Source organism: Streptomyces thioluteus (assembly GCF_039535865.1).
In genome coordinates, this window is record NZ_BAAAXZ010000085.1 from 35,237 (window position 1) to 59,997 (window position 24,761).

The following is a 24,761-nucleotide window of genomic DNA, read 5'->3' on the forward strand; positions in this document are numbered from 1 at the left end:
GCTCTCCGAAGATGACGATGGCGTTCCTGTCGAGGAACTGCTGCGACTTCACGCGGTCCGGCGACTGCTCCATGGACACGGCCCGTTGGGTGCTGTCCGTCAAGCCCCTCGCCAAGGGCCGGTGGCCGGAGTACCGCTGGCCCGTCGCGCGCCGCAACCTGCCGCCCACCGTGGCCGAGCGCAACGCGACGCTGTCGGCGCTTGGCTGGCGCGCCATGCCTGACGCGACCTGGAAGTGGGACGAGCTGTCAGGGCCTTCCTATACTACGGAGTGATCTCTTCTCCTTTTCTTTTTATTATTATTCCTATATATTTTTTTTTTGATTTATTTCCCTCCTACATAACCGTTCGTTTTGATTGAGACGAGATCACTCACGTGTGATATGAGACCGAACAGCTCGTCCCACTTCCAAGGTCGCGTCAGGCATGGCGCGCCAGCCAAGCCGCCGACAGCGTCGCGTTGCGCTCCGGCCACGGTGGGCGGCAGGTTGCGGGCGCGCGACGGGCCAGCGGTACTCCGGCCACCGCCCTTGGCGAGAGGGCTTGACGGACAGCACCCAACGGGCCGTGTCCATGGAGCAGTCGCCGGACCGCGTGAAGTCGCAGCAGTTCCTCGACAGGAACGCCATCGTCATCTTCGGGAAGGCATCACCCGGATCCTGGTGGACGGCACGGACGGTCTCGGGCAGGGCGATGTTCACGGGGTAACTCCTCAGGTCTGCGAGCGGCGAGCTGCGGGCGTAAAGCGCGCTGTCGGCCGCCTGCCGTCGGTGGTGAGCAGGGCAGCCACGGTGGTGGCGATCCTAGTCGTTCAAGCACCGGCACCGCGGCTAGCTGGCGGGGCGCCGGCGTCGCGCCGGGGACGCGGTTGGTGCGGTAGCAGCTTCCAGCGTTGCCACGTCAGCCCAGCCCCGCGATCACCGTGCCGGCGTGGAGTGCCCGGCGCCCGCTCGCAGCACCCATTCGCAACGTCGCCAGGCACGCGGCCTGGACGGGCATGCGGCGCACAGGGACCGGGGGACACCTCCATGGTGGCGCGGTCATCCGGGGCGGGGAAGAAGACTTCCGGGCTGATCGCCCGGCACAGGCGCGAGCGTGCAGGCCGCGGCGTCACCGCGGCCGGCTCAGAAAGCCAGGCCGCCCGCCGCCGCCGGACAGCCGCGCGGGCGGTAGCCGGTGATCGTGCACCGACCATCACGCACCGCCCCAGGCGCTTGTCTTCGCGACGCCCGCGTGCACCGGGCGACGCCGAGTCGCACGTCTCGTCGCGGCGGGACAGCGGCGACGAGCACCGTGACGCAGCCGCGGGGCGCTCTGCCTCAACCTGATCGCTCCTACGACCGCGGGGTCCGGCGCGACACCCGACCGGCTTCCCACCGAGCCCGACGTCGTCGGCACCGAGAGACCCATGCCTCCGAGTGCACGCCGCCAGGACGCGCACGAGCACGCCTCTCTCGCCACTCCCATCGCCTCCTCCACACTTACTCAAATGCCACACAGGATCGACCGGTGCGTCTCCGAGGACACCGAGCTTCAACGCGATCATCAGTCTGGTCACACCCAAACAGTCACGACGTCGTGCCCCTTAGCATTGATCGGTCCACCTGCTCAGTCCAGATATACGTAGCGCACATGCACTGAGTCCCCATGACATCTGATCGCAGCATCGACTGAAATCGGGAAGGGCACACCGCACCTTGGCCACACGCGCGTCGCGTTTTCCGACGAGCGAAGACGAGCTACCGCAGTCTGCCCAGAGCCGTAACACTGCTCCCGACTCACACCCCGCCGTATCCGCCAGCACACCGGGGTTGTCTGCACGCTGGCAGGGGAGGCAACGGTCGCCAACGCGATACGGCGCACGCTGCGCAGAGGTTGAGACGACATTTGCTGTCTCACCATTCGTGGCCACCTGCGACACATACCCCGCGTCAGCGTAGAGCCGCACGCCCGCGAAGAGCGTCACCCACCACACATCTTATGACATGATCCTTCGTCACATAAAGCCACATCCGCGTCATGACGCGTCCGAAGAGTGAACAGAGGTCGTACCGCGAATGCATCTAGACTACACTCGAACTTACGCATGCTGCCCAACACAGATGATTCCTACACACTTCAGGAGCAACCACCTGCATGGCTGAAGTCACCGAGTCATCCCACTTGCAGTCGGCAGCCAGGTTGTGCACACGTTGTGCCAACTTGTCAGTGAGTCGCGAGCGTACTAGGATTCACAGGTTACGCACGATTGCAGAGTCACACTCGTCAGGAACACACGTTCGCGGGGTATTCAGCGACTGTCCGTCGCCTCCATGACGATCCCGCTCCGAGGGGGCGTAGCGGCAGAGGAGCAAGGCGGACAGTGGGGGGACTGTCCCTCCCGTGCTGTTGCGATACATCGAGGTCAAGTGGCAGTGTCAGGCGGGACGTTCGAGCGTCGGGGGGTCGCCATGACTGCACTCGCCCAGTGCCGCCAAGAGCGCGGGTGGAAGAAGGCTCGCCTGATCTTGGAGCTGAAGCGCGCCGCCGGAAACCGCGGCATGAGGGTCGCCTCTGACGAGAGCCTGGACCGGATGGTTCGCGAGTGGGAGTCCGGACGGCGCCCCCTCGTAGGGGAGTACTTGACCCTCTTCTGTGACGTTTACGAGTCCACGGCAGTCGCGTTGGGGGCCTTCCCCGACGATGCGAAAGGGCCTGATGAAGACGAGGTTGCCGAGTTCAAGCGCGAACTGCTGGCCGCCCGCAGCGCGGATATTTCGTTGGTCAAGCTACTGGAATCGCAGACCGAGAACCTGCGCCAGCTAGACCGTCGTCTCGGCGCTTCCGCCTTGCTCCCCCAGATTCAAGGTCACGTGGCCCAAATGGAAGGGCTGTTGAGGAACGGTGTAGTGGCAGGAGCGCGGCAGCTAACCGCTGCTGCATTGTCCGATGCGGCGGCGCTCGCAGGGTGGCAGGCGTTGGATTTAGGGCGCTACCGCGATGCTTGGAACCTGCACGAAATAGCGAAGAATGCGGCGCGTGAGGCTGGGAGTTCAGTTCTGCTGACGCACGCCACAGCGCAACAAGCCTGCATTCTCCTGGATTTGAACCAGCCTGTCGAAGCCTTGCAGTTGGTTCAACAGGCTCAAGAGTTGGGGAAAAATAGGCTCCCCGCTCTGATGGCTACCTGGATCAGTGCATCCGAAGCGGAGGTGCAGGCAGTTCTTGGCAACGATAAGGAGTGTCGCCGGGCCTTGCAGCGAGCCGATGAATCGCTGCCGTCAGACGCTACCAACCCGGAAATGCCCTTCCTCTTCCTAGCGGGCCCTCACCTCGTTCGGTGGCGCGGAGCCTGCTTGGCTCAATTGGGGGCACTTGAAGCAGTCGAAGACCTCAGCCGGGCATTGGGCTCGATGGAGCCCGGGTTCACCAGGGCTGAGGCTGGGACTACGCTGCGACCTGGCGAGCGCGCTCGCGAAGCGAGGCGATCTTAGCGAGGCTCGTAAGCAGGCGCAGACCGCAAGCGAGTTGGCGACGCTGACCGGATCCCTTCGTCAGCGCCGCCGGATCGACCGAATCCTAAACGCTACGTGAGCTGATTCCTCTGGTGGCCAGTAGGTGAAGGAGGGCCACCAACGTCCCCGAATTCGCGATTTCTCCGGCCTTGATCAGGCTCGGGATCTCAGAGAGAGGAATCCATGCCGTTCGCTGTGACTCGTTGACCTCAGTCGGTTCTGTCACGTACTCCACGCCCCTGGCCACGTAAACGTGGTGAGGGCTAGTCACGGTTCCGATCATGGGCTCAAACGTTGCCACGTGCTCCAACTTGCCCTTGGGGCGATATCCGGTCTCCTCAAGGATTTCACGCTCAGCCGTGACAGCTGGATCCTCGTCCGCGTCGATCAGCCCGCCGGGCAATTCCCAATTCCAAGTGTCCGAGACGAAGCGGTGGCGCCACATCAGAAAGACACGGTCCTGGTCGTCCAGCATGGCGGTCATTGCTGCGGCCGGCAGGTACACCTTGTGATGTTCGAATCGGTCCCCGTCGGGCGTTTCGATGTCGGCCTTTGCGACGGTTACCCACCGGTTTTCGTAGATGGGTCGCTCTCCGTAAACCTTCCAAGCTGTTGAGCGGTTCCCATCGTCGTGGAAGCTCATAGGGGCGGAGACAACGCGCTTTGACCCCTTTGAGCCGCTGACAAGGCCTTCCTGTTCCAAAGCGGAATAAGCTCGCCGAGCGGTTGAGCGCGAGATGCTGAATTCCCGGCATAGTTCTGCCTCAGAGGGAAGCTCCGAACCAACACCGAGCTTTCCAGCAGCGATCCAGGCCCTCAGCGTGTCCGCGACCTCCTGGTGCCTGGCCTTGACCTCGGTCGTGCTTTGAGGGTCTTGAACGAAGCGTCCGCGCCCAGGGACGGCTGCGCTGGCGAGGCCATCCGCCTCCAGGGTGAGCAAGGCGTGTCGCGCGGTGTCGCGGGCGACGCCGAACTGTCTACTCAGCACGGCTTCGGAGGGCAGAGCATCCCCTGCACGCAAGGATCCCTTAGCAATCTGGGCCCTCAGCGCATCTGCGATCTCTTGGTAGCCGGTGCTGCTTCCTGTCACGCTCACCCGTCTCCCTCCGTTGGGGGTTCGCGGCAACCCACACCGTAACGTTACGGGGTGGTGGTGACTCCTCGCAGGCGCGGGGACCACTGCTTCCACGCCACCCGGTGCGCCTGGCCCCCGGTGGTACCCCCACGTTGATCGGAGCCACGGCACCGCCTTGATCGTCGGCCGGTCGGCAATGGCTGTGTCAGTAAGGCCAGTTAGATCACTGAAGGGGCGGTTAGCCTCAAAGCATGACGCCCGCCGACGCCGAAGCACGCCGAGTGAACGAGAAGATCGCGGATGCCCTCAGAGCGGAGATCGCCACAGGTCGCCTGAAGCCCGGAGACAAGCTGCCGGCCGTCCGCGACATTGCGGAGCGCTTCGAGGTCGCCGCGGGAACCGCAACCAAGGCCCTGCAACTGCTGGCCAGGTCGGGCTACGCGCGGGCCGAGTCCACCCGCGGGTACTTCGTGACCGATCGCCCGGAGGCGCATGAAAGGCGTGAGTCAAGCGCGGAATTTGAGCTGATCAGGCAAGAGATCGAGTCGCTGCGGGCACATATCGCCTGTCTTGAGGACCGGCTTCAGCGCTTGGAGAACTCGACTCAGAACCGCCAATGAGCTCTGCCAGCCGATCAGTTCACCGCGCCTTCAATGGTCGTACGCGGCTGGTGACTCCAGCCAAGCTGGCCCTGCGCGACGCTGATCTGGGCCGCTGGCGCCCATCTGGAACGTCCGAGTGACGGCACTTCGTGACGGCAACGGCCGTGGACGAAGGTGACCACCGGAGGACTCCCAGGGACTCCCCGCCCGGGCACGAGTACGAGCTTCCCAAGCAGCGGAGAGGCTGGGGCGAACTTACAAAGCGGATGTCGGCGGTTCAAATCCGTCTGTGCCCACCGGCAGCGAAGAGCCCCGGAGCTTCGGCCCCGGGGCTCATCGGCATCCGCGGATGACATCAACGTCCATCGTCGGTGCCGACGGCGACCGGGTATGCGGTCCGTGTGTGTGACCGCCTCCCATCGCGGCGCGGGGGCGCCGTGGACGCGGATGCGGGGCAGGCCAACCTTGTCGGTCGGCCGATGGAAGGTCCGCAGGACGTCGCTGTCCTCAATAGGCCGACTAGTTCGTGTGGTGAACACCAGGTCGCTGGCGTGCCAGTTAGCGCCCGCCTTGGCGCGCATGGCGCCCTGACGGAGGCGTTGCCAAGGAAGACACCTGGTCTCTATGTGAGAGTAGTTCGAACGAAGGGTCCCCGGCGGAGGTGTACGAGTTGGCGCCGTCGGATGGCGAGTCGACAGGAGACCGCCCGCACCTCCCCAACTCCTAGGTGGCAGGCAGCTGGTAGGAGAGGACGTAGGCGTCCGCTGCCATGATCGTGTCGCACACTTCGACGGCCCGTCCCTCGGTGTCGTATGCGGTCCGGACCAGGTGGATCACCGGTACGCCGGTGGCGAGTTGAAGGGTCCGCACCTCGGAAGGAGTTGGCATCCGGGAGCGGATCTCTTCCTCGAAGTGGTCGAGCCGGTGGCCGAGTTCTTCAAGTCGGGCGTAGATGCCGCCGGGGCCAGGGTTGGGCTCGGCGATGGGGGTGTTGCGGGCGAGGTCGAGTGGGATGTACGAGACGGCGAATTCGACCGGCCGCTGATCGAGGAGGTAGCGACGACGCCGGGCCAGGACCCTGCGTGGTCCGCCGAGGCGTGCGGAGATGTCCTGCGGGGGGCGTTCCTCCTTCACCTCCAGGCGGTCGACCTCGGGGCGGCTTCCTGCGGCTTCCGCCTCCACCGTGAAGGCCGACTTGCCCTGATCGCGGTGCCGGCGGGCGAAGCGGTCGGAGGCGAGGCGCCGTACGGGCGGGCGGGGCCGGACGAAGACGCCCCGGCCGTGCTCGGACAGCACGAGCCCTTCACTCTGGAGGATGGACAGCGAGTTGCGGACGGTCATCCGCGATACGGAGTAGTGCTCCACCAACTCGGCTTCGGAGGGCAGCTTGTCGCCTTCCCCGAAGCGGTCCTTGTCGATGGCCTCGCGCAGTTGGTCAGCAATCTGGCGATACACCGCGCGATCACTGGTGGGATCCAGCGCACCGAGCAGGCCGGACGAAAGAGCAGCCACCTGTGCTCACTCCTTTAGGTATCTAGACGAGCAGCTGAGTTCAGTTGCTACGGTGGGAGAGCCTAGTCAGCCAAAGGGGACCGAGGAACGTGAGCAGCGAACGCCCGCACTCCGTGAGCGTCGCCGGGGTCATCGTGGACACCCGGGGCCGTGCCCTGCTGATCCAGCGGCGGGACAACGGTCACTGGGAGCCGCCCGGCGGCGTGCTCGAAGCGGGCGAGACCATCCCGGACGCGCTGGAGCGCGAGGTGCTCGAAGAGACCGGGATCAAGATTGCGTCCCCGGCCGTGCTGACTGGCGTGTACAAGAACATGACCGGCTTGATCGTCTCCCTCGTCTTCCGCTGCGAGGCGATCGACGGGGATCCGGCCATAGGTGCCGAGACCAGTGCCCTGCGCTGGGCGACGCGCGAACAGGTCACCGAGCTCGCCGACGAGGCGTACGCGATACGCGTCCTGGACGCCCTTGACGCCGCGAATCCGCCGGCTGTCCGGGCCCACGACGGCGTCCGACTCGTCTAGTAGAAACCCACTGTCCATAGCGGCCTACCAGCGTAAAGGAACTTGTATGGATGAGTATACGAGTAGTTTGCAGGTCTGGGGGCTCACTTGCCCAGGTTCCGCGGAAGAGGTCGGACGCGTACGCCGCTGGGCTCGGGACGTACTCCGACATTCCCCGTACGTCGACGACGCGGCCGTCATCGTGAGCGAGCTGAGCACGAACGCCGTCCAGCACACAGCGAGCGGCTACCGGGACGGGCACTTCTACGTGGCCGTGTGCGTGTCCGAACACGTCGTCGCCGTCTCGGTCTCGGACGCCGGCGGCTCCCGCACGACACCGACGATCGGTCGCCTCCCGAAAACGACTCCGCGCGGCCGGGGCCTGGCCCTCGTCTGCTCGCTCGCAACCCGGACGACGGTCCGAGGAGACCGCAGAGGCCACACCGTGACCGCCGAGCTGGTCACCCACCCGGCAACCGCAGGAGGCAAGCGATGAAGCGACGGGACGAACTGGCCTTACGGCTCGGCTACTGGTGCCAGTGCACCATCACGTTCTTCGACAGCACGCGAGGATCGAGGCTCGTCACAGCCTTCGACGCCAGAAGCGCATCCGAAGCCGTCGTCAGCATCATCGTGGCCATGGAGATGACAACGCCGTACCAGCACGAGAGCGAAGCGGCAGCCGTACGCGCCTGGGCCGACAGGACCCAGGCCGTGTCATCGCTCATCGGCGGCCAGACCTGCACCTACACCGTGGACCACGGCGACCTTCACCTCACATGGACGATCCGCCCGGCCCTCTTCCTCCCCCTGGCCGACCGCAAGACGATCGAACTCCCCACCTGCGCCAAGCGGTTCACGACCTACCCCTTCAAGCCTGCGCTCCCGCCGCTCCCGGGTGAGTAACACCCTTCTCTGCAGGTTCAAGACGGCGCGCATCCGCTCGCCGCGCGCGGCCCGGCTCCCCCGGGCCGCCGCTCCTGTCTCTGCCCCGCTCCGACCCGGGTCCGCCCGCCCGCGCGACAGCCGCGGAGAGCCGCTGAACCTCAGGACGAATGCCTCCGGCGGGGGCGCTCCGGCGCTGGACGGCGGAGGGGCCGGCGATCGAGTGCGGGTCGCATGGGGCTGAGGAGGGGGCTGACGACGACAGACGGGATGGCAGTGGGGGACGCTGTGGTTCCTACCGGACGCCAGCACGGGGTCGGTGCAGTTCCAAGCGGCGCCGTCCCCTCACAAGGACCTCAGCCTGGCCCTCTCCATGAGGTCGATGACGTAATTGACCAACTCGTCCGGAGCTGACGTAGCTGCAAAGATTCGGTGGTCGACGCCACGCTCTGGATCAAAGCCCCCCGCGTGGATCAGCACGGGCACATCGATGTTGTGTCGCTCCAATTTACGCAGCATCGATATGATGTGCTGGCTCTGAGGGCGATCGGCCCGAGGGTGGGCATGGCAGAACTCGGCGTACGTATCCTTGCTTTGCCCGGCTGCTGTACGTCCTATGGTGTAGGTAGGTCCCGGTCGTCAAGCGCACAACTCAAGGCTGACATCTACCGCTGACAACAACGCCCACGGATCGCGACAGCTTCAGGCGTGCAACAGCGATTGCCCTCCTGCGGGTCACGGCTCTGTGCTGCTCGCAGGCCGAACTGACAAAGCGGATTTCGGCGGTTCACATCCGTCTCTGCCCACCCCGTCGGAAAGGCCCGGGAGCGATCGCGCTCCCGGGCCTTCGCCGTCCCGTCAGTCGTGTCCCTCGTGGCAGTGGCCGCACGGCGGCCGGATCAGCAGGTTGGCCATCGTGCCGTGGTCCTCGTGGGGGAGGACGTGGCAGTGGAAGACGGTCTTTCCGTGGGCGTCGGGGCGGAAGTAGGTGCGCAGGGTGAGTTCGCCGTGCGGGGGGAGGCGGTGGGTGTCCCACCAGATGCCGGGGTCGGTGTACCAGGACGTGTCGCCGCGGGGGACGCCCTTGGTGTCGACGATCTGGAACGGGTTGATGTGGATGTGCATCGGGTGCTGGTAGGCGTCCTCGTTGATGAACCGCCACTCCTCGACCGTTCCGGCCTCGGCCTCGACGTCGATGCGGTTCATGTCGAAGAGCCGGCCGTTGATGGTGAATCGTGGACCGGGGCCGTGGTGGCCGGAGTTGTCGCGGGAGACGGTGATCGTGCGGTGACGGGCGACGGGCAGGTCGGGCATCCGGCGGGGGGCGACGAGGCGGTCCGGGATGCGGCCCGACGTCTTGCGGCCGGTGACCTCGAGGGTGCCGAGCCGTAGGGCCGGCCGGTCGGCGCGGCTGCCGCCCGGGTGGTACGCGGCCGCTTCGATGCGGTAGCGGCCGGGTTTGCCGCCGCGTACGACGAACTCGGCGCGGTTGCCCGAGGCCAGCATGATGGCCGGTACGGGGCGGGTGCGGTCGAAGGGGATGCCGTCCGCGCCGATCCAGTGCAGGGTGTGGCCCTCGACGCGCAGCCAGAGTTCGCGGTGCGGAACGGCGTTGAGCACGCGCCACCGCTGCGTTTCGCCCGGCTGGATGCGGGCGACGGGGCGGAGTTGGCCGTTGAGCGTGTAGAGGCGCTCGGCCTGCACGCCGGGGAGCGCGTCGTAACCCTCGTCGTCCCCGGCCGGCAGCATGAAGTCGGTGGGGTTCTCGCCGTTGGCGTCCACCCGCAACGAGCTGACGACGATGGTCCGTTCGCGCATGGCGGCGATCTCGGGGACGCGGTCGATGTCGCCCTCGACGATGATGGGCCCGCTCAGTCCGGACCACGCCTGGTGGGTGGTGGAGCCGTGGTGGTGCGGGTGGTACCAGTGCAGGCCCGCGGGCTGGTCCTTCGGGATGTCGTAGACGTACTGGAAGCTGCCGCCGGGGTCGACGCGGACGTCCATGTTGTCCGAGCGCCCGCTCGGGGACACCTGGAGGCCGTGTACGTGGACGTTGGTGGCGAACGTTTCCTTGCGGAGGTCCTCGACCTCCGGGAGGCCCTGGGCCTTGGGCAGGCAGTCGGAGTGTTTCCGGCCCTTGTCCAGGTCGTCGCAGGCGGGGAGCAGTCCGGTGGGGACCATCTGGTTCCGCAGCAGGAGCCGGACCTGGTCGCCGGGGCGGATGCGCAGAATCTCGCCGGGCAGCCCGTTGTTGTAGGTGTCCAGCCGGAGCCGGCGTCCGCCGACGACGGTGCTGGTGGTGGCCATGGAGAGGGTGTGCTCGAGTCGTCCCGCCCGGCTGGAGACCTGCGGCAGGTCGCGCAGGAGCGGGCCGTCGGCGGGCGGGGCGGTGGCCGTCGTGTCGGCCGCTTCGATCGCGGCGCCGGCGAGTCCGGCCAGCGCGCTGCCGGTGCCCAGCGCGCCCACTCCTCGCAGCACGCGCCGACGGGACGGGTTCCGGCCTGGGTTCATGGCGGGTTCTCCCCACGGGATGACGGTCGGGAGTCGTAACTCATACGATCCGATCCTCGGCATGGAGGCGCGGTGAGGGCTCGCGCAACGCCGTGGGGTCCTCCGTCCGGCCCCATGCGGGCCGCCGTGAACGGTCCGCGAGGTCGCCGTGAACGGTCCGCGAGGTCGCCGTGAACGGTCCGCGAGGTCGCCGCGGACGGTCCGCGGGGCGGAAGCGGTCAGCGGGGCCCGGTTGATGAGGGTTTGATGAGCATCTTCTTAACTTGGGCCCGAACCCGGGGTCGTTGTCAGTGGGCGGTCGTAGCCTGTGCGCATGTCCCCGGTTCGTGTGCGTCAGCAGCTCTGCGCGGAGGAGATCAACCGCGCCATTCGGGCGTTCCTGTCCGAGCGCCGGGGGCGTGCGCTCACCGCCGCCGAGCGGCGGGAGTACGAGCAGCTGCGGGCGGAGTGGGTGGTCGCCCGGCGGGGGCGGCGGTGGGGGAGGTGCTAGGGCGGTTCCGCACCGGAGGGCGCGGCCGAAGTGCCCGCTGTCGCGGTTACCGGGCGTCGGCCGGGGCGTAGACCCAGGCGTGGGTGCCGGAGGCGAGGGGGACGAGGGTGCGGGCGTAGTCGTCCACCTCGTAGTCGTCGGCGGCCGCCAGCTCGGCCTCGGTGATCTGCAGGGCGGTGCCCTGGACCCGGTCCGCCGGGTCGCCGGTGGGGCGCAGGATGGGGTGGTGGGCCGAGCCGCTGAGGGCGATGACGTGAGGGTCGGTGATCTCCACCGTGTCCAGGCGGTAGCCGGGCAGTTCCTCGGATGCGCCGGTCACCTCGCGGCCGAAGAGGGAGCGCTGGACCTCGGGCTGGCGCAGGGTGCCGTAGGAGAAGAGGCGGACGGTGGAGTTGTCGATCATGCGCACCAGGATCCGTGGTGGGGCGGGGTGGAGGCAAGGCGAGCAACTGGTCGCCGTCCGGCATGGGGAGAGCACGGCGAACGTGCTCTTCGAGCGGGGGCGGCGGGACGGGGTGCCGGTCGTGCTGCCGCCCGGCGGGGACGCGGAGGTGCCCCTGTCCGAGGACGGGTGGGAGCAGGCCGCGCGGGCGGGCCGGTGGCTGGCCGGGCAGGAGCCGCCGGACGCCGGCGTCGTCTCGCCCTACCTGCGGGCCCGGCAGACGTGGGAGGGGATGGCGCGGTACGCGGTCTCCCTGCCGCCGCCCCGCGTCGACGTGCGGCTGCGCGACCGGGACATGGGGGAGCTCTACGGACTCAACGAGATCGCCCTGCGCGAGCGTGCCCCCGAGGAGGCGGCCCGCCTGGGGGAGTGGGAGCACCGGCCGCCCGGCGGGGAGTCGTTGTCCGACGTGGCGGCGCGCGTCCGGGAGGCGCTGGGCGAACTCGGCGGGGCACGACGGGTGTTGGTCGTCGCGCACGATGCCGTGATCGTCGCGCTGCGGTACGTGCTCTCCGGCGGGGGCGAGCGGCCCGTCGGCCGACCGTGGCCCGTGCCGAACGCCTCCGTCTCGCGGTGGGTCCGCGACGGGGGCCGGATGCGGCTGGTCGCGTTCGGGCAGCGACCCTGAGGGGCCTTCTGTGCGGTTGTGCGAGGATTGTTCGATATGAACGGTCGAGACCCCTTGTGTAACTCCGGGACGGCGATTCTGTACCTCCTCGCGGGCGTCTTCGGCGTGGTCTTCGCCGTGTGGGTGGCGTGCACCCTGGTGCCGGACACGATCGCCGACGAGCGCGCGTACCGGTCCGCGCCGGCCTGCGCGCGGACGGCGACCGGGACGGACGACTGCGTCCGGGAGCGGGAGTTCACCGTCTCCGACATCCGCCTGGGGAAGGACCGGCACAAGGCGACCCTGACCGACTCCGCGGGCGGGGTCCGGCGGGTCGGGTTCGCCGGTGACGACCCGTTGCTGAGCAGGCTGAGCGACGGCGACCGGGTCACCGGCACCGTCTGGCACGGCGCGGTCCAGGAGATCGCGGCCAAGGGGACGAGGCAGGGCGCCTGGGCGCGCCCCGTCAATCCGCCCGGCGCGGATCTCGCCGCCGCCCTGGGCGTCGGCACCGCTTGCTTGGTTCTGATCACCGCGTGCGGCTGGCGGCTGCGGCAGGGAGCCGACCGGACCGAGCCGACCCGGCGCATGCGCCACCTCGTCCGGCTCGCCTTCGGCCTGGGAGTCGCCGGGGTCGCCGCCGCGGTGACCGTCGCGGCGCTCGATCTCCGGCTCTGGACGGGACCGGCGCTCTGGGCGCTGCTCGCCGCGCCGATGGTGGCCGTCGCCGTGCGCGCGTGGCGGCGGGCGCCGTTCCGGGCCCCCGAGCCGTGGACGCCGAAGCCCCTCTGACGCGACCCGTATGACGCGACCCATGTGACGCGGGTCACCGGAACTGCCCTCCGCCCGCGGAGAGGCACAGGGCATGAACGGAAACAGAACGAGGGCCGCCCATGCGCGACCGCATCAGAGCGGGTGACCGCGACGCGTTCGCCGAGCTCTACGAGGAGCACGCGCGAACGGTCTACAACCACGCCTACCGGCTGACGGGCGACTGGTCGACGGCCGAGGAAGTGATGTCCGAGACCTTCCTGGAGGCCTGGCGCACCCGGGACAGGCTGGAACCGGAGGGCGACTCCCTGCGCCCCTGGCTGATGGGCATCGCCACCAACAAGGCGCGCAACGCCAACCGGGGCCTGCGCCGCAAGCTGGCCTTCCTGGCCCGCAAACCGGCGCCGACGGCAGACACGGTGCGGGACTTCGCGGACGAATCGGCGTCCCGCGTCGACGGCGGACGCGAACTGGACGCCGTCCGGCGCGCGTTGACGGCACTGCGCCGCTCCGAGCGGGAGGTGCTGGCCCTGTGCGTCTGGGGCGGCCTGGACTACGCCCAGGCCGGACAGGCCCTCGGCGTGCCCGTCGGCACGGTCCGCTCCCGCCTCTCCCGCGCACGGGCCCGGCTCCGCCGGCTGACCGACGAGCAGCTCGGCGCGGGCGCCGGGCGCGCACCGGCCGGAAGCCCCGCAGCGAACACGGCCGCCCTGACGGCCCTGGCTGTCCAGGAGGACGCCCGATGAAGACCCCCGAGCACCAGGACCTGGCCCGGCTGCTGCCCGGCCCCGCCGAGCGCGACCTGCCGCCGGGCCGCCACCGCCACCACAAGGAGCGGCTGCTGCGCGCCATCGACGCCGACCGGCGGCCCCGGCCGCTCGTCCGCCGACTCGTCCGCCCCGCCTTCGCCCTGCCCCTCGCGGCCACGGCCGTCGCGGGCACCCTCGTCGTCACCACCCTGACGGGCGGACACGACGAACCCCCCGCGGCGCGCGTCCCGTTGGCCGAGACCGGCACCGGGCGGGGAGCCGTGGTGCTGCTGGACCGGATCGCCGCCGTCGCCCTGAAGTCCGGCACCAAGCCGGTGCGGGACGACCAGTACGTCTACGTACGCAGCGTGGCCACCGAGACCGAGCACATCAAGCCGGTCAAGGCGGGGAAGCTCAAGCAGCGCGAGGACTGGTTCTCGCAGAACTCCGGCCCGACGAACGACGTCGGGGTGTTCCGCGAGGACGGGGAGTACGTGACCATCCACGGCGCCGACAAGGACCCGGCGGGCATCGACCGGCCCACCTACCAGTGGCTCGCCTCCCTGCCCACCGACCCCGACGCCCTCCTCCGGCGCCTCCGCAAGGAGACCCGTCCCATCAAGGGCCAGGAGTTCGACCAGACCGTCTTCGACACGATCGGGAACCTGCTCTGGACCGGGGTCATGCCCCCCAGGACCGAGGCCGCCCTCTACAAGGCCGCCGCGAAGATCCCGGGGGTGGTGACGATGCGGGACGCCGTCGACGCCGACGGCCGGCACGGCGTCGCCGTCGCCCGCGAGGACCGTCAACTCGGCCGTCGCACCGAGTGGGTCTTCGACAAGAAGTCCCTGTCGTACCTCGGCCGGCGGACCTACCTCACCAGGACCGACGAGTGGGGCAAGGCCGGCACCCTGGTGTGGGCCAACGCGATCCTGGAGCGGGCGGTCGTCGACCGGGCGCGTGACATCCCCTGAGCGGGGGGCCCGGACGCTAGTCGGGCAGCTTGACCGTGGTGAGAGTGCGCAGGGCTGCGACGGGGAGCAGCAGCCCTCGCTCCTCGGCCAGGCTGTAATCCATGACCAGGCCCGTCAGGGCCCCCGCGCTGGAGAACGCCGGGGCCCCGACCAGCCCGTCGACGAATTCGCCGGACGCGCGCAGCAGGTCCCCGGAGCGGCCCTTGACGTCGAGGAGGCATGAGTACCGTCCCTGCATCGCATGCGCGCTGACGAGCAACTGCCTGCCGGGCGTTGGGCGCTGCTCGAAGGCCAGTGACCGGTCGGGGAAGGCGACGGGCTCGGCCAGGCGCAGAACCTTGAGGGGTGGGAACGCCTGTGCCTCGATCGGCTCGACCGGCACCTTCCACTCGTCGGTACCGGCGCTCATCGCGCGGCCCTGTGGTCCCAGCCAGAATCCGTTCGGGCCCGGGTCCGCCGTAATGACCGTCTCGGCGTCGAAGAGCAGGCCGTTGCCCAGGTGTTGACCGTGCGCGTCGTAGAGCCGGACGCTCACCGACGCGACGTACTCCTCGTCCACCTGCCAGGTGTCCGTGATCATCGTGACGCTGCCGTTGACGTGCCCGAACTGGTACACCGTGTTCAAGGGCGGTGCGCCGGGGGCGGCCACCACGTTGTTGTGGACGTCCGCCTCGGGGCGGAAGTCGGGGGTGCGGAAGTCGGAGGTCAGCGGCTCCGGCAGAAGGCCCGTCTCCTCCGTCTCGGCCAGCAGGCGCTCCAACTGCTCGCAGCGTTCCTCCGCCTGCTGGTGCAGGGCCCGAACACGCGCCAACTCCTCCTTCAGCTCCCGGATCTCCTCGTTCAGCCGGGCGTTCGCCTCCGCGGCCGCCAGTCTCGCCTCCAGCTCGCGGTTGCGCATCTCCAGGTCGCGGATGCGGTGTTCGCGGTCCTGGAGGGTGTCCTCCAGCCAGCGTTCCCGCGTGGCGGCGCTCCGCGCCTCCCGGTCGGCCTCGGCCAGTTCGCGTTCCAGGAGCTGCGTCCTGTGGGCAGGGCTGCTGCCCGACTCCAGCGCCGCGGTGTGCAGTGTGCGGAGCATGTCGACCGCCGCGGTGGTCGGCGTGGAACCCCGCGCCTCACCGACGTCGTGCAGGAGGTTGAGGATGAACTCCCACGGCGGCAGCCGGCGTCCACTGAGGTAGCGGGAGACCGTGGACGAGTCGTACGCGCGGCGGGCCGCGTAGCGACGGGTGGAGACGCACAGGCCCGCGAAGAGATCCCGCAACGCCCTTGCGAGCGCGACCACATCGGGCGGCAGATCGTCGTCCATCGGCTTCAGCTCGCTCATCGCCGCTTTCCCCCCGCCCGCTGCCGGTGATCCGGCAGCACCGCTGCACCTGCCGCAGCGCCCCGACCATCCGTCAGCCTGGGCGCATCGCCAACCATGACAGGGGGCTTCGCAATGCCGCAGCGCAACGGGCGAACTTGGGATCTCGTCGTCTTCCTCGCCGTACTCGGCGCCGGTACGGTGCTCGTCCTGTGCGGCGTGGCGCCGGAGTCGCTGGCGACGATCGCCGTCGCCGTCTCGGGCCTGTACACCGTGTGGCGCGGCCCGCAGCCGCCGGCCTGATCACATGGCGGCATTGTGTGATTCGGTGAGAAGCCGCTCGGCTTCGGCCCCCGGCAGCACCCCGGTGACCCTCACCGTCCACCTGCGCGGCACAGCGCGTCGTCCACCAGCTTCCGCGTGGCGCGGTTGAGCCGGACCAGGTCCGGGCGGTCGCCCGCGCTCGTGACGGAGACGGCGACGGCCCGGCGGCCGTCCTCCGTCACCCCGGTGCGGGTGTACGTGCCGAAGCCGTCGCCCTCGTGGTGCCAGTAGCCGCCCCCGCAGGACAGCGGCGTCCGGCGCACCCCGAGCCCGTACCCGCCGTCGGGCCACGCCGCGAGGTCCTCGTCGGCGCCGGTCCGCTCCACCGTCCGCTTCATTTCGGCCAGTTGGGCGGGCGGCAGGAGTTTTCCGCCCAGCAGGGCGCGGAAGAAGGTGTTGAGGTCGGACGTCGTCGACACCACGCCGGAGTCGGCCGTGTGCTGGATGCTGTGTTCCGTGGCGTCGAGGACCGTGCCGCCGGGGCCGCGCAGGGTGACGCGGGCGTGCGGCCCGGGGAGGTGCGGGTTCGCGCCGGGGACGTAGGTGTGGCGCAGGCCGAGCGGGGCGATGACGCGGTGCTCGACGAGGGTGCGCCAGTCGTCGCCGGACGCCTTCTCGGCGATCATCCCGGCCAGGAGGTAGTTGGTGTTGGAGTACGACCAGCGCGGCTTCCGGTGGTCCGGGGTGAAGAGCGGGCGGTGGCGCAGGGCGACGGCCACCCAGTCCCGCGCCGGGGTCGCGTCGTGGCGGATCTTCTCGAAGTCCCCGGTGAGGGCGGCCAGGAGCGCGGGGTCGTCGACGTAGTCGTAGAGGCCGCTCGTCTGTCGGAGCAGGTCGCGGACCGTGATCCGCGATCCGTCGTTGCCGTTGCCCGAGACGACGCCGGGCAGCCACTTCTCGACGGTGTCGTCGAGCGACAGTTTCCGCTCGGCGGCGAGCTGGAGGACGACCGTCGCGGTGAACGTCTTCGTCGTGCTCGCAGTGCGGAACTGCGCGTTCCAGGGCGTGGGTTCGGAGCCGCCGCCCGCCCGCGCCCGGCGCACGCCGTGCCCGGTGTCCGCCTCGGCGAGGACGCGGACGTCGCCGCCCGCCGCGCGGACGGCCCGTACATCCGCGTCGAGCGAGGCGCGCGGGGCGCAGCTCGCCGAGGTGGCGACTTCTGTCACCAGGACCCCGGCGACCAGGGCCGCAGCCGTCCAGCGGCTCATCCGCATACCCGTCCTCAGTGCGCATCGTCCGTCCTTCTCCTCGGTCGTTCCGGCGTCAGCTGGTTCCAGCCAACCAGTCGGCGCCGGCCGGCCCATGGGCACCTGGAAGACCCCGGTGCGGGGTCGTACCTGGCACACCCGTGACTCCCTTGCGTCCCACGGCTGTGGTCCACCACAGAGTCACGTCCGAGGGACGAGGGCCATGGCCAAGCGCCATCACCGGGCGGACCGCGTGATCAGCGGGCGGTTCACGGCAGCAGTGTGCCGACGGGCGGTGCGTGCTCGTTGGTAATGCCAAGCACGGGTCCGATGCGGTGGTCGCGACCCCTCCGTCGCGGTGCCGGCGCGTCGGCGGCGGAGGCGTCGCTGTGGGAGGTCGCGGTGCGAGCCACTGCCCGGGCAGCACCGTGCCACGGAGGCGGACACGTACGGCAGATGTCTGCATGTGCGCGGTGTGTGCATGAGCGTCATGCCGCCCGCCAGGCGACTCGTGGTCAGTGGTGAGCGTGGGCCGGTGACGTGCTGTAAGACGGCACGATGCTCAATGAGCCGCGTGAGCGGCTCGGACGGGGTGTATCGTGCGGATGGCGATTCGGGACGCGGGCGAGTGCTGAACGCGCGCGCTCCGGCGCTGAGTGCCTCCGTCGGACGACACGGGCCCGTGTGCGCAATCGGACCGCCGCCCGTACAGGACGGACGTGCCGGAGTTCCGGGCCCCGTGTTCAGTGTGACCGTGAGCTGTCCCCCTCATCTCGCCGGTGGATGTCGCAGTGGTGACGGTGAACGGCCCGCTCACGGGTGAAGGTGTGGGAGAAGGTCCTGCCTGCCGAAGCGCCCGAGTTGAATGAGCCGTCGTCGGCCCGTGTCGACCTGTATGTGGTCGTGGTGCGTCTTCGTTGTCAGGTGACGTATCGCCGGCGTTGACGCGTCAACGCGTCGGTATGAAGGCGACATCGCGGATGGAAGACAGTGGCCATGGGTTCCCCTTTCGTCCATCGGGAGCGCGAACCGCGCTGGAACGTTGGGAATTGGCCCCGGCACCGTCCGCTTCAACCGCGCTGTCACCCGTCCGATGTCAGGCGAGATGTCCTGCGCTCGCGCGGACGCCGTCGTGGGTGAATCGCGAGGACGGCGACGCGGACCGGTCTGTTCCGGCGCCGCCCGCCACGCGCCGGTGTACGCGCACTGCCGGTGGCGAGCTCGGTGTAGCGTCGGCCAGGTCGCAGGAGCGGGCGCGGTGTAAGTCGCGTACAGGGCGATCGCATCTCGGTGTGATCGGCAGCGCGGCCGTGCCTGGGTCACGAGGTGACGCTCGTGCGCGTCCAGGGTGTGCCGCTGAGGCAGCGGCGTGACGACTTGGTGGCTGTCCACGTGGGCTGCGTGGTGGGTTCGCAGGAGCGCACGCGCCTCGCCGGAGGCGACCAAGTGTGTCGCGCGCGGTGACGACTGTCGCGGAGACGTGCGAGCAGAGCGAGTGGTTGATGTGTCGCGGCCAAGGGCTGAAGGCTGCGGCGGAGCGCGGCGCGCTCTCGTGCCGGCCGACGGTCCACGATCCAGGCGTCATGATCAAAAAACAAAGTTCGTGATGTTCGGCGAGCGTGACCACCGAGGCGCGTGCGGACGGCGGGGTGATCCGCGGACAGGGCCTGCACGAACGCCGTGTGGTTCGCGGGTGGGCGCAGGCACGCGCGCTTTCCTCTCCGCGGGTGAGGCGCAGCGGGAAGCCGGCGCGGCTCGTGTAGCTCGATGCCGGCGTCGAGCTGTGTGTGGAGACGAGTCAGTGGGAGCAGGCGCTGTACGAGGAGACCGATCTATGTGATCGTGTCGCTGTGTTGTGGGTCAGCCGCTCGTGTCGCAGGCGCAGCCACACGCCGTGACACGACGCGGCACGCCGACGCCGTTGCGCGATCCAGTGGCATGGCACGGAACCCAGCCGACTGCCGCAGCCGCGTCGCGCGCGGTAGGCCAGAACGGTGGTGGTGGCCGTCATTTCGTGCACGCTGGTCCGGCCCGGGACAGCACGGAGATTTGACCCAGCGGCGTGGGTCGGCTGCCCGTCTGCCCCGCGATGAACACCGTTGGAGACTATCCTCGACGGCTCCTGCTATGCGCGCCTGATGCTAGAGTGTGAGGGAGGGCTGGGTCATGCCTCAGCTGTACGCGGCCTTCCGTACGCTGCCGGTGTCGGCGATGGCGCAAAGCGCTCGGAGGTGTCCTGACCTCAAGCTCCACGGGCGCGAGCATATCGCGCCCCGTGGGTACACACCACGGCACATCTGCTGGGCGAGATGCGCGAATTGCGCTGTGGAGCGGCGCCGATGTCCGTTCCCCGGGGTGATGGGCCGGGGCTATAGCGGACTGGCATCATCCGCGCCGGCGACGCCCCGGCAGACACTCTGCGAAACCGAACCCTTCTGGTGCGCTCCAACAGGGCGCGCGTCCACCGCACGGTGGTTCTCCCTGCGCTGCGGTCTGTCCGCACGAACTCCGTGCAGAATTGGGAGTCCCCACATGATAGCCGCTCCATGAAGCGTTCCTGCTGGGCCGCGTCCGCCGCGCTCGGGCCAGTCGCCGTGGCGACCGCGGCACGCCGTCCCGCGACGGCGGCCACTGCCGCCTCAGGCAGCAGGCCGCGAGATCCTCCTAGCGTCGGCTCGGCCCAGGTAGGAGCCGTAAACAACAAGGCGGTGTACTCTGTCGACGCGGTGATGGGTAAGTGGGTCCGCGAAGGCCTAAGCATGTGCGGCAGGATGACGCCCGGGCTGTGCAGGCCGTCACGTGACGCTACGACGACCGAGCCAGGTCGCCGAGCTCGCGAGCCAGATATCGCACCGAGCGCGTGCGCAGAGATATGGGAACAGTCTCCGTCCGCAACACGTTCCTGCCATGCGACGCAGTGGCTGAACACGCGGACTTCCGCTACTCAACAGACAGGGCAACGACTCGCGCGGTTCTCGTACAGCGAGCACCGAGGGCTACGCGCCCGGCCGGGATGTGGGTACATCTTGCTCGACTACCGCCAGAGACCAGCAGTACACGACTCCGTGCGTGCGCGTCACACCGCCCACGAGACCGTCGGGACGTGCTCGTGGCTGCGCCGTACATCTACTCGGGTCCAGATGCGGAGCGTGGCTGATGTCGGGCGCGGCCCCGGCCGTCCTGCACCACACCGCTACCCGATAAACGCGAACGAGCGCATGCCGTGACTACAGCTGTTGGCGGAACGGGCGTAGCCCTCGTTTACGCGCGGCAAGCAGGGCGCATTCTGTGCAGCCAATGGTCTACTGACGCCGTCGCATGAAGACGCCGGACTGGGCATCGCCCGTCCGCGTTCTCGCTGCTCCGCTCGTGCTGCGGCCGATGCCACGGGGTCCCGCCTCGGCCCTCGATGTATGCCGCGGCCCATGGAGCGTGACCGAGGAACGCGTGCGCCTCGCGCGAGGAAGAGCGCGAGGACGGAGACCGCCGTGCCGTTATCCAGGTGGGCGCGCCCGTGAGAGCCGACTTGCCGCACCGAGTGAGCCCAGGCAGACGCTTGGTGAGTTACGGCCCGGACAGGCCGCCAGCGCGGACGCAGGCGAGAAGCTCCCGCACCCTGAGCGTGTCGCATGACCTCCCGGCGCCCAGGCTGACCACCGCGGGCCGCGGCAGCCGCGCAACCGGCGACAGCGTACGAGCGAGCGCGCCGCCCGCCGCGCAGCAGCAGCGCGTGCCGAAGCCGCTCCTGGTGCCGTGTGTGAGCGCCGGCGGGGGCTGGGCGATGGCGCGGTCGAAGCGGTCCGTGCGCGCGCCGCGCCATGGCGGCCCGGTAGGCGACCAGGTCCACCGAGACGACCGAGGCGGTCTGCGCGCAGGCCACGCAGGCCGCACACTCTGCGAAGGCGGTCCCGTCTGTGGGTGCTGACGGTGCCGTGAGCCCGCGGCGTGCGGTGGCGGCGTGATCACACAGTACGCCGCTCGCAGCACCGGCTAGGAAGACGTCCCACAGGACGGACGCATCCGACAATGACGTAGGTCCATGGGGTGTCGTGCCAACGCCCCAACTGCTCCCAGCACGTCCGATTCTCCTCGCTACGGTCCCCCCGCCTGCGATGTCGCGAGTGGATCGCAAGCAGGAGCGCCTTCACCACCGTCCACAGTACGCTGTGGGGCTTCTGGGAAATGTGAATGCGGGCGCAGCGATGTAGTGCGCATCACCGCTTCGCGAGTACGCTCATCACATGCCCCGGGCGTTCCGTGACGACCCGCGGGCGGGGCCGTGGAGCCCGCCTCCGCGAGGTCGCGGCCGCGGAGTAAACAGCCGGCTCAGGGCCAGCGGGCCGGGCGCCGCGTGAAGACTCTACAGCGAACGCAGCAGAGAGCCGCAGCAGAAGCGACTCAGACCGCGGCCCATCGCCGCGCGTCTGATGCGGCCACATGTGCGCCAGCTTCTGGCTGCGTCTCGCAGTACGCGTGTGACGCCATCGAGCCGGAGGCGATCAGGCCGCGCCGCGGGGTACGCCGGCGCCGAATCATGACCAGGCGGCCTGCAGACCATCTGGTGATCACGGCCGCGTACCAGCCGGGCCAGGTGCCGGCGTCGATCGTGCGCCGTTCGTCCGGCCGCGCACGCCAGGACTCCGAAGAGCGAGCGAATGCGTGGCAGCGCGCGAACAGCAGCCGACGACGATGCGGAGACAGCAGGACGTACGGCCGGGCCGCGTCCAGGCGCTCCGCGAGCGGTGCGGAGACCGTGGAGGACGACGTTTGAACATGTTTTGGGTGGATCCGGAGGTCATGGTGGAGCTCCCTCGTGTCGGGGACGGAACATACGACGAAGTCCAAAGGTTAGGTACCCCTCACAATACTTGCAAGTCAAAATTTCTTTAATAGTCCCCCGACCTCCCCCTATCAGAAAAACCGTTCGGTAAATACGGGGGCGGCGTCCCGGGTCCCACTGACGCCCGGGCTCCTGATTACAGGGTGCGACGGGAGCGAAGCGATTTGCCCGGCGGCGCACCGGCGGGGCGTCACGTACCCTGAGGGGAGCAGAAGGGCAGTAGCTCTTCGGCCCGGACGTCGACATACTGCTGAGGTCCTCGCGCCCGGCCGGCGCCCGAAAAAGCAACGTACCTACCCGACGTTGGACGCCACGAGACCTTGGCCGCAAGTGTCCACGACGCTGCCGAGCCGAAAGCGACCCATGATCCGATCCCGCAGCTCTCGTGCGGCAGCCCCACGAAGGGGAGAAACCCTTGATCAGCCGACCGTGACCGCCCTGGCTTCGGCGTGATCTTCCTGGCCGAGCTTCCAGGACAAGAACCGCCCTGTGCGTCCCTGATGCTCGGCACCCGCCTACAGGTCGTCCTACGTCTCCCGGCGTCGCCGCGGCCTTTCGCGTCCACGTCGCCCTCGCCATCGCCGCCGGCAGCCTCCTCACGCTGGCTGCCGCACCGCCTGCTCCAGGCGTCGTGGTGTGGGCCTTCCTGCTAGGGCGCGGGCCCCGTGTCTGCCTGTTCAAAGAAAGGCCGATGCCGACGAGCGATCAGGGGCCCCGCCGACCAAGTCCTTCTGGAAGGTCTCCGGCGCGGGCTTCATGCTGATCCTCGTCGCCGAGTTCCTGGCGACCTGACCCAGATCATGACACGCCAACCTCGCGCCCGCTAGACCGACCCACTCTCCGTCGGCGTCGGCGCCGTCCTGGGCCCTGTGGCCGTGGCGGGCCTGAGGCATCGTCGGCGCGGCAAGGCGCTGCTGGCGCTACGTCCCCCTGGCGCTGATCACCAGATCGCGGGCGCTCTGGTGTGCTGGCGGCTGGCGGGGTTCAACCTGTACGAGGCGGTGGCGGGGGTAGGAGTGGTCACGGGCTGCCATGGTCCTTCCCACCGTGGCTCCCGCCGTTCGCCTCGGAACACTCTCCAGCTGCAGGTCCCACTCCCGGCGAGAGGTCCGGCGGGCCGTCGGGTCTTCCGGCCTCCAGGGCGAGCGGTGCCACCGGTGCGTGCGGGTCGGCCCCGTAGAGCTTGCGTGCGCTCGGTCTTTCCCAGGGCCGAGCCCGAGCGCCCGGTAGTCGGTGACGCCGGCCGCAGTGCCGCACGCGCGCCGCAGGTGCTCATTCCTTCCCGTGGTCGACCCAAGCCGCCTGCGGATGACGCAGTTCCCGTGGGGCGCGAGTGTGGTTTGTTCGGCGTGACCGCGACGCTACTCGCAGTATTTCTGCGAGTCAAGAAAATTCTGCGTCTACCTCGGTCCGCTCCACTTCTGCGATCTTGATGCGACTTGAGGGGAGGACCGGGACATGGCCGTGGGATACGGGCTGGTCGTGCGCTTCACGCTGCGGAGCGAGGAAAAGCCGCCGAGGCCTTCGACGAGTGGTGTCGAGGACGCTCGAAGGATTCGGCCGGGACGAACCGGGGACGGTGTGTATGTGAACCATCTGCGTACGGCGAAACCGAGCGTACGCGTCTTCTATGGAGCTCTATGCGGACCGTGGCGGCGTTCGAGGGCCCTGAACGGCGAGCCGCATGTCCGGCATTTCCTCCGAAGAGACGCCGGAAGTTCGTGGCACGGACCGACGTGAACTTCCATGGAGCACATCGACGGAAAGGTGTGATCACGGTCCGCGTGGCGGACAACGGGCGAGGCGCGTTCGGGCAGCGAGGTTTGCGGAACTGAGGGCCCGGCGAGGGCTGACGCAGAAGGTCAATGGCGACCGCGGTCGGACGCACGACGAGCTGCTCTCCCAGGTGGAGCGCGGGGTGGCAGGCCGGTCAACCGGCTCGATGTCCTGCGCCTCCTGGTGACGGCCTGGGAGTCGCGGTGACGGAACTGCGCCCGGACGCCCCCCCCGCCGATCCCGCCGAGCCCTCGCCCCCGCCGAGCGACCTGGACCGCGCCCGGGCTCGTGCTCTCCGGCCATCCCGGCCCTCGGCACCCTCCTGTCGCTCGGGGAACCGGCGCCCGACCCATCGCTGTCCCGAATTGAGGCGCGGACCGTCGAGGCGCGTGTGGGCCCATGGGCGCACAGCAGTCGCCACGCGGAGCTGACCGTCGCGCTGAGCGCACTCGTCCCCCGCGCTGGAGCGGACGACCCCACCGCGGGCAAGCGCGAACAGCCCATGTCCGTAACGTCCTGCTGGACCGTACGTACCAGGCGCTGCGTCGGCCCGCCTTCGTCCGGCAGGACGAGCGGATGCCGCCTGGTGGCCCCGACCGTCGATCGCCGAGGCCGAGATGTCGGGCCGCGTTCATCGATTTGTCGCGGTTACCTACCGGCTGCCCACGCTGTGTCGGCTCAAGCGTTACGACCGGCGGAGCACGTCGCGAGGGCGGCGG

The 24,761-nt window shown here is 69.0% G+C and carries 19 protein-coding genes; 13 read left to right on the forward strand and 6 right to left on the reverse strand.

The features are described from left to right. The first annotated feature begins 11 nt into the window (after positions 1-11). The 3 genes from ABD794_RS11155 (at position 12) to ABD794_RS11165 (ending at position 3,473) form a co-directional block, all read left to right on the forward strand. Complete coding sequence (locus ABD794_RS11155; RefSeq protein ID WP_344962789.1) at positions 12-275, forward strand: DUF6303 family protein; 264 nt, start codon at positions 12-14, stop codon at positions 273-275. Positions 276-543: 268 nt separating this feature from the next. Beyond that, positions 544-708, forward strand: coding sequence for a hypothetical protein (locus ABD794_RS11160; protein WP_344962791.1), 165 nt, complete (start codon positions 544-546; stop codon positions 706-708). 1,913 nt (positions 709-2,621) lie between these two features. Then, complete coding sequence (locus ABD794_RS11165) at positions 2,622-3,473, forward strand: NsdA family TPR-like regulatory protein (protein ID WP_344962793.1); 852 nt, start codon at positions 2,622-2,624, stop codon at positions 3,471-3,473. Positions 3,474-3,558: 85 nt separating this feature from the next. On the opposite strand, the gene ABD794_RS11170 is transcribed toward ABD794_RS11165, so the two are convergent. Next, positions 3,559-4,584, reverse strand: a complete 1,026-nt coding sequence (locus tag ABD794_RS11170; RefSeq protein WP_344962796.1) for a GntR family transcriptional regulator — start codon at positions 4,582-4,584, stop codon at positions 3,559-3,561. Positions 4,585-4,850: 266 nt separating this feature from the next. Here ABD794_RS11170 and ABD794_RS11175 point away from each other — a divergent pair, with 266 nt between their 5' ends. Next, positions 4,851-5,189: a GntR family transcriptional regulator gene (locus ABD794_RS11175; RefSeq protein ID WP_344962798.1), complete on the forward strand. Its 339-nt coding sequence runs from the start codon at positions 4,851-4,853 to the stop codon at positions 5,187-5,189. A gap of 705 nt (positions 5,190-5,894) precedes the next feature. Here the strand turns inward: ABD794_RS11175 and ABD794_RS11180 are convergent. Next, a complete protein-coding gene (locus ABD794_RS11180) occupies positions 5,895-6,683 on the reverse strand; it encodes a GntR family transcriptional regulator (RefSeq protein ID WP_344962801.1) in 789 nt (262 codons plus the stop codon). A 113-nt stretch (positions 6,684-6,796) separates the two neighbouring features. Between ABD794_RS11180 and ABD794_RS11185 the strand changes: the two genes are divergently transcribed. Genes ABD794_RS11185 through ABD794_RS11195 form a run of 3 tightly spaced genes read left to right on the forward strand, consistent with a single transcriptional unit; the run spans position 6,797 to position 8,089 of the window. Beyond that, the gene (locus ABD794_RS11185) at positions 6,797-7,204 is read left to right on the forward strand and encodes an NUDIX hydrolase (RefSeq protein WP_344962824.1); all 408 of its coding nucleotides are present in this window, start codon (positions 6,797-6,799) and stop codon (positions 7,202-7,204) included. 46 nt (positions 7,205-7,250) lie between these two features. Next, on the forward strand, positions 7,251-7,679 hold the full coding sequence (locus tag ABD794_RS11190) for an ATP-binding protein (RefSeq protein WP_344962803.1): 429 nt from the start codon (positions 7,251-7,253) through the stop codon (positions 7,677-7,679). Beyond that, positions 7,676-8,089, forward strand: a complete 414-nt coding sequence (locus tag ABD794_RS11195) for a hypothetical protein (RefSeq protein WP_344962806.1) — start codon at positions 7,676-7,678, stop codon at positions 8,087-8,089. The genes ABD794_RS11190 and ABD794_RS11195 overlap by 4 nt, the downstream gene beginning before the upstream one ends. An 837-nt stretch (positions 8,090-8,926) precedes the next feature. Here ABD794_RS11195 and ABD794_RS11200 read toward each other — a convergent pair. Beyond that, on the reverse strand, positions 8,927-10,579 hold the full coding sequence (locus ABD794_RS11200; RefSeq protein ID WP_344962808.1) for a multicopper oxidase family protein: 1,653 nt from the start codon (positions 10,577-10,579) through the stop codon (positions 8,927-8,929). A 313-nt stretch (positions 10,580-10,892) separates the two neighbouring features. Here ABD794_RS11200 and ABD794_RS11205 point away from each other — a divergent pair, with 313 nt between their 5' ends. Next, positions 10,893-11,069, forward strand: a complete 177-nt coding sequence (locus ABD794_RS11205; RefSeq protein ID WP_344962810.1) for a hypothetical protein — start codon at positions 10,893-10,895, stop codon at positions 11,067-11,069. 46 nt (positions 11,070-11,115) lie between these two features. On the opposite strand, the gene ABD794_RS11210 is transcribed toward ABD794_RS11205, so the two are convergent. Next, the gene (locus ABD794_RS11210) at positions 11,116-11,472 is read right to left on the reverse strand and encodes a gamma-glutamylcyclotransferase family protein (protein WP_344962812.1); all 357 of its coding nucleotides are present in this window, start codon (positions 11,470-11,472) and stop codon (positions 11,116-11,118) included. Here ABD794_RS11210 and ABD794_RS11215 point away from each other — a divergent pair. The 4 genes from ABD794_RS11215 (at position 11,471) to ABD794_RS11230 (ending at position 14,612) form a co-directional block, all read left to right on the forward strand. Next, positions 11,471-12,139 (forward strand): histidine phosphatase family protein, encoded by a 669-nt coding sequence (locus ABD794_RS11215; RefSeq protein WP_344962814.1) that lies wholly within the window; start codon positions 11,471-11,473, stop codon positions 12,137-12,139. The genes ABD794_RS11210 and ABD794_RS11215 overlap by 2 nt on opposite strands. Positions 12,140-12,193: 54 nt before the next feature. Next, positions 12,194-12,910 carry a hypothetical protein gene (locus ABD794_RS11220; protein WP_344962816.1) on the forward strand — a complete coding sequence of 239 codons (717 nt, stop codon included), beginning with the start codon at positions 12,194-12,196 and terminating at the stop codon, positions 12,908-12,910. A 101-nt stretch (positions 12,911-13,011) separates the two neighbouring features. After that, positions 13,012-13,635: an RNA polymerase sigma factor gene (locus ABD794_RS11225; protein WP_344962818.1), complete on the forward strand. Its 624-nt coding sequence runs from the start codon at positions 13,012-13,014 to the stop codon at positions 13,633-13,635. Then, positions 13,632-14,612: a CU044_5270 family protein gene (locus ABD794_RS11230; RefSeq protein ID WP_344962783.1), complete on the forward strand. Its 981-nt coding sequence runs from the start codon at positions 13,632-13,634 to the stop codon at positions 14,610-14,612. Before ABD794_RS11225 ends, ABD794_RS11230 begins: the two co-directional genes overlap by 4 nt. 16 nt (positions 14,613-14,628) lie before the next feature. On the opposite strand, the gene ABD794_RS11235 is transcribed toward ABD794_RS11230, so the two are convergent. Beyond that, positions 14,629-15,936 (reverse strand): AAA family ATPase, encoded by a 1,308-nt coding sequence (locus ABD794_RS11235; protein ID WP_344962781.1) that lies wholly within the window; start codon positions 15,934-15,936, stop codon positions 14,629-14,631. Between the two features lie 114 nt (positions 15,937-16,050). Here ABD794_RS11235 and ABD794_RS11240 point away from each other — a divergent pair, with 114 nt between their 5' ends. After that, positions 16,051-16,218: a hypothetical protein gene (locus ABD794_RS11240; protein WP_344962820.1), complete on the forward strand. Its 168-nt coding sequence runs from the start codon at positions 16,051-16,053 to the stop codon at positions 16,216-16,218. 71 nt (positions 16,219-16,289) lie between these two features. On the opposite strand, the gene ABD794_RS11245 is transcribed toward ABD794_RS11240, so the two are convergent. Continuing rightward, entirely contained in the window at positions 16,290-17,447 is a 1,158-nt protein-coding gene (locus ABD794_RS11245) for a serine hydrolase domain-containing protein (protein WP_344962775.1), read from the reverse strand. Positions 17,448-24,761: the final 7,314 nt, after the last annotated feature.

Coding starts and splice junctions, on each gene's coding strand:
- ABD794_RS11205 (WP_344962810.1), top strand. CDS start 10,893: ATGTCCCCGGTTCGTGTGCGTCAGCAGCTCTGCGCGGAGGAGATCAAC.
- ABD794_RS11230 (WP_344962783.1), top strand. CDS start 13,632: ATGAAGACCCCCGAGCACCAGGACCTGGCCCGGCTGCTGCCCGGCCCC.
- ABD794_RS11195 (WP_344962806.1), top strand. CDS start 7,676: ATGAAGCGACGGGACGAACTGGCCTTACGGCTCGGCTACTGGTGCCAG.
- ABD794_RS11190 (WP_344962803.1), top strand. CDS start 7,251: ATGGATGAGTATACGAGTAGTTTGCAGGTCTGGGGGCTCACTTGCCCA.
- ABD794_RS11240 (WP_344962820.1), top strand. CDS start 16,051: ATGCCGCAGCGCAACGGGCGAACTTGGGATCTCGTCGTCTTCCTCGCC.
- ABD794_RS11215 (WP_344962814.1), top strand. CDS start 11,471: ATGCGCACCAGGATCCGTGGTGGGGCGGGGTGGAGGCAAGGCGAGCAA.
- ABD794_RS11235 (WP_344962781.1), bottom strand. CDS start 15,936: ATGAGCGAGCTGAAGCCGATGGACGACGATCTGCCGCCCGATGTGGTC.
- ABD794_RS11155 (WP_344962789.1), top strand. CDS start 12: ATGACGATGGCGTTCCTGTCGAGGAACTGCTGCGACTTCACGCGGTCC.
- ABD794_RS11245 (WP_344962775.1), bottom strand. CDS start 17,447: ATGAGCCGCTGGACGGCTGCGGCCCTGGTCGCCGGGGTCCTGGTGACA.
- ABD794_RS11200 (WP_344962808.1), bottom strand. CDS start 10,579: ATGAACCCAGGCCGGAACCCGTCCCGTCGGCGCGTGCTGCGAGGAGTG.
- ABD794_RS11225 (WP_344962818.1), top strand. CDS start 13,012: ATGCGCGACCGCATCAGAGCGGGTGACCGCGACGCGTTCGCCGAGCTC.
- ABD794_RS11210 (WP_344962812.1), bottom strand. CDS start 11,472: ATGATCGACAACTCCACCGTCCGCCTCTTCTCCTACGGCACCCTGCGC.